Raw genomic sequence first — 5039 nt, 5'->3', positions numbered from 1 at the left:
AGCAATGTTGAAGAACAGGAGGCTCTCGACAAGAGTTTAGAGAAATCCCGTGAAGGACTGTTTTCTAAGATTACAAAAGCGGTTGTTGGTAAGTCGACAGTTGATGAAGATGTTCTGGATGAGTTGGAAGAAATCCTGGTAACCTCTGACGTTGGGGTAAAAACCACATTGAAGATAATTTCGCGCATTGAAGAACGCGTTGCGCGCGATAAATACGTTAATACATCCGAACTGAATGAAATTCTCCGTGGCGAGATCCAAAACCTCCTTTCAGAAAACAACAGCAATGATTTCAGGAATTTTGAATACGGCGACCATAAGCCATATGTGATCATGGTTGTTGGGGTTAACGGAGTAGGGAAAACTACCACCATTGGTAAACTTTCTCATAAGTTGAAACTCGCAGGCAATAAGGTAGTCCTTGGTGCTGCCGATACTTTCAGGGCTGCTGCTGTGGACCAGATCAAGCTTTGGGGTGAACGGGTTGGTGTCCGCGTTGTTGCTCAGCCAATGGGTTCCGATCCTGCTTCTGTCGCTTTCGACACTTTACAATCAGCCGTGGCAAATGGTGATGATGTAGCAATTATCGATACTGCAGGGCGTTTACATAACAAGGTTGCATTAATGAATGAGCTTACCAAAATCAAGCAGGTTATGCAAAAAGTGGTACCTGGAGCTCCCCATGAAATTTTATTAGTTCTGGATGCCTCAACCGGCCAGAATGCAATTGAACAATGCAAACAATTTACTCAGGCAACTGAAGTCAATGCACTTGCTTTAACCAAGCTTGATGGTACAGCTAAAGGCGGGGTAGTTATTGGGATTTCCGATCAGTTTAAAATTCCGGTCAAATATATTGGTGTGGGTGAAGGAATAGACCACCTTCAATTATTTAATAAGAAAGAGTTTGTTGACTCGCTTTTTAAATAATCAGAAAAAATAAAAATGAAGACAAAGATCAGCGCATTCATGCCGGCAGTGAAGCCCAGGGTAAACGTTATTACCCTTGGTTGTTCGAAAAACATTCATGATTCGGAAGTTCTCATGGGGCAACTCCAGGGGAATAAGATGAATGTTGTTCATGAAGCTGAGAACCTGAATAGCGACGATATCATTGTTATCAATACCTGCGGATTCATTGATAATGCCAAGCAAGAATCCATAGATACCATCTTGCAATACAGTCAGCTAAAGGACGAAGGCCGGGTCGGTAAAGTGATCGTTACCGGTTGTCTTTCTGAACGTTACAAGCCGGAACTGGAAGCTGAGATAAGCAATGTAGATTCATTCTTTGGGACTAACGACCTGCAAAACCTGCTGACTTCAATAGGCGCTGATTATAAACATGAATTGGTTGGAGAACGTTTACTTACCACTCCTTCGCATTTTTCTTACTTCAAAATCGCCGAAGGCTGTAACAGGCCCTGCTCATTTTGTGCAATCCCATTAATGCGGGGTAAACATGTTTCAAAACCCATTGAAGAACTGGTTAAAGAAGCTAAGTTTCTGGCTAAAAATGGAACTAAAGAGCTTATCCTTATCGCCCAGGATCTTACCTATTACGGATTAGATCTGTATAGCAAACGTAATCTTGCTGATCTGATTCGTCATCTTTCTGATGTTGAGGGAATCGAATGGATACGTTTGCAGTATGCCTACCCTTCCGGGTTTCCGATGGACGTTCTGGATGTGATGAACGAGCGGTCAAATGTTTGTAACTATCTCGACATGCCTCTCCAGCATATCACAGATAATATGCTGAGTTCCATGCGCAGAGGAATTACACGGCAGAAAACAGTTGATCTGGTGAATACAATTCGCGATAAGGTTCCAGATATCGCTTTGCGTACTACTCTGATCTGCGGTTATCCCGGTGAAACTGAACATGATTTTCTTGAGATGAAAGATTGGGTTGAAGAAACCCGTTTTGAAAGGCTGGGCTGTTTTACCTATTCTCACGAAGAAAAAACCCATGCCCACCAGCTGAATGACGATGTTCCCGAAGAAGTCAAGCAGGAACGGGTTGATGCCATTATGGGTGTACAGCAGTATATCTCCTACGAGAAAAATCAAGAAAAAATTGGACAGACCTTCAAGGTATTGATCGATAAAAAAGAAGGCGATTTCTTTATCGGCCGTACAGAATTCGATTCACCAGAAGTGGATAATGAGGTACTGCTTGATGCTAATATCGACTATGCTACGCCCGGAACTTTTGTCAATGTTCAGATAGACCGTGCTGAAGATTTTGATCTTTACGGAAGCAAAGTCTAAGCGAAAAGTTGTCTCAACCAATGGGCAAAGGCTGGGTCGCTAAAACTTACCTTTTTATTGTAAATCTCAAGGATTTCTTTCTTCTCCAGTTGCGGAATAATCTTGGCCACGTTCGCGGACGTCCCTAATTCATATCTTTCCAGGATTTCCCCCCGTGTAAAACCTTCTGTCACCCCATCGAGCAGCATCCTCAGAAAATTAACTTGTGTACGGCTCAGGCTTTCAAAATCCTTCTGGAAAAGAATGGTGTTTGATTGCAGAAGCTGGGCAATAGCGGTCTCAAATATCTTATCGCTTGCAACATCCTCCGTATGCGTCCAGACATAATAACTCAATTGCTGCACGTAATAAGAGTGCATGTCCATAGTTTCTACTATTCGCTCGGCAAGAACTTCGCTGACTTCCTTCCCTGTTTCGCTAAACTGCTTGCAAATGTATTTAACCCACTCACCTGAATGTATCTTGTCCAGATAAAAAAGGTCCCCAAATCTGAAAAAAGGCATCGACTTTTTATTAAAGAGCTCGGCTAACATATGCTGCTTACTCCCATAAAGACAGTAAGTTACATGCTGATGGTGCTGCCATACCGACCTTAAAAGTCGCTGTATAGCCATACTTTCTGGGAGTTCCGCTATATTCTGAAATTCGTCCAGGCAAATGATCAGCTCTATTCCCTTTTCTTCAGCAAGCCTTTCGGGGAGGTTGAGAATCTCACTAACCGCCTCACTCTCCTTCTTGATATCAAGAGCCATATCAAATTTGATCTCCTGCTGCAGATCCAGCCTGATTTTGGGCGTTATCTTGGACAGAAATTTCTTTATACCTTCTACCCAATCATCAAAGCGCGTGTACACGGCCCCAAGGATAACTTTCGAGTACTTTTCATAAAACTCTTTCTCACTCCTTATTTCAAAAAGATCAATGTAGCACACCCGATAATTCTTATGCTTGGAAACAAACTTTTCTGCCGCAATTTTAACCAATGAGCTTTTACCCCAGCGGCGCGGAGAAATTAATATGGTATGTGTACGATTTAGGAAATTCTGATGCAGACGCTCAATTTCCAATTTCCGGTTAATGAAATTCCCCCGGTCTACTATTTTACCGAACTGAAAAGCTTGTTTCATGGTGGATATTTTTGGTAACCTATCGGTTAGTAACCGCATAGTTAGTAACTACTAAGTTAGTAGTTTATTAATTTTAAAAAAGAAATTTTAAATTAGATTTCCAATAGATGCTGGATTCTATAGTTAAATTGTCAAATAATCGAGATCCAATTACTTAATTCACCAAATTCCCCTAATTTCGTTTCCTGATGAAGGCAAGTTATATTGATTACAGCGAAACGAACAGTTTCTCGCCGGCCATAATTCGCTACCTGGAAAATGATCCTGAATTGGAGCCGTTTTGTAGTTTCAGGGCCGACATCGATGGATTCCGAAAACTGATTGAAACTAAGAACAATAATTGCAATAGGGAGGTCCTCAACGAAGTACTCTCTGATCAGTATGCGCGACTGAGCCGCCCTGCTCATCAATCTGTCCTTAACAATATAACACAACTCCTGGACAAGAACACTTTCACAGTAACAACAGGCCATCAGCTTAACCTCTTTACCGGACCTTTGTATTTTATTTTCAAGATTGTTACCGCCATAAACCTGGCGAAGGAGCTAAAGGTTAATTTTCCGGACAAAAACTTTGTTCCTGTGTATTGGATGGCCACCGAAGACCACGATTTCGCAGAGATTAATCACACCTATATTGCTGATAAAAAAGTAGTGTGGGATATCCAGACAGCAGGTGCAACTGGTCGGATCAGTACCGATGACTTTGCAAACACATTAAGAAATTATACGAGCACGCTTGGTGTTTCAGCTCATGCGGAAGAACTGAGCAGACTGATGACAAGTGCCTATGCAGAACATTCCAACCTGGCTGATGCAACGCGCTCTATTGTAAATTCTCTTTTCGAAGAATACGGTTTGGTTATTCTGGATGCCGATGACAAGCGTCTTAAAAAAGAATTCGCAGGAATAATCCACAGAGATATTACTGAGCAAAACAGCTTTAATAACATTTCTGAAGCTGATGAAAAACTACTGGGCCTTGGTTTGGATATTCAGGTAAATCCCCGGGAAATCAACTTCTTCTATTTAGAGGATGGCCTTCGCGAACGCATCGTATTTGAAAACGACACTTATTCAGTACTCAATACCGGGATTAAGTTTAATCGCGAAGAGCTACTGCAGGAAATTGAGAAAAATCCTGAAAGATTTAGTCCTAACGTGGTTATGCGGCCGCTATACCAGGAAGTGATATTGCCTAACCTTGCCTATATCGGTGGAGCTGCGGAAATAGTATACTGGCTGCAGCTCAAACAGAATTTCAATTTTTACGCTATTGATTTCCCAATACTGATCCTCAGGAATTCTGCAGTCTTAAGCTCAGGTAACCTAAGTAACAAGCTTTCCCGTCTTGATCTGGAGTTTACAGATATTTTCAAAAAAACTGAAGAGCTGCGAAAAGAATGGGTCAAATCCCACAGCGCTCATGTGCTTAATCTTGACGAAGAAATGCAGGGTTTCGCTAATATATTTGAGAAGTTAAAAACAAGGGCCAGCAAAATCGATCCAACGCTGGTCGCGAGTTCAGACGCAGTTAATGCCCGGCTTAACAAAGCGCTGAAAACCCTTGAAGGGAAATTAATGAGAGCTGAAAAACGAAATTATTCAGATGCGCTGAATCAAATTGATTCCTTAAAAA

General features: G+C 41.8%; 4 protein-coding genes. 3 read left to right on the top strand and 1 reads right to left on the bottom strand.

Going from position 1 to position 5039, the window contains the following annotated elements:
• Positions 1 to 930: signal recognition particle-docking protein FtsY (ftsY, locus tag WBJ10_RS04835; protein ID WP_424288397.1), on the top strand; the 930-nt coding region annotated here is incomplete at its 5' end.
• Between the two features lie 15 nt (positions 931 to 945).
• Positions 946 to 2274 carry a 30S ribosomal protein S12 methylthiotransferase RimO gene (rimO, locus tag WBJ10_RS04830; RefSeq protein ID WP_424288396.1) on the top strand — a complete coding sequence of 443 codons (1329 nt, stop codon included), beginning with the start codon at positions 946 to 948 and terminating at the stop codon, positions 2272 to 2274.
• Here the strand turns inward: rimO and WBJ10_RS04825 are convergent.
• Positions 2271 to 3401 carry an AAA family ATPase gene (locus WBJ10_RS04825; protein WP_424288395.1) on the bottom strand — a complete coding sequence of 377 codons (1131 nt, stop codon included), beginning with the start codon at positions 3399 to 3401 and terminating at the stop codon, positions 2271 to 2273. The genes rimO and WBJ10_RS04825 overlap by 4 nt on opposite strands.
• A gap of 188 nt (positions 3402 to 3589) precedes the next feature.
• On the opposite strand from WBJ10_RS04825, the gene bshC reads away from it, so the two are divergent.
• Positions 3590 to 5039 (top strand): bacillithiol biosynthesis cysteine-adding enzyme BshC (gene bshC, locus WBJ10_RS04820; RefSeq protein WP_424288394.1); only part of this gene is annotated, 1450 nt, incomplete at its 3' end.

This window comes from Daejeonella sp. (assembly GCF_049655485.1).
GTDB lineage: Bacteria > Bacteroidota > Bacteroidia > Sphingobacteriales > Sphingobacteriaceae > Daejeonella.
Note: the sequence above shows the minus strand (reverse complement) of the source record. Positions and strands in the feature narration are given on the sequence as shown.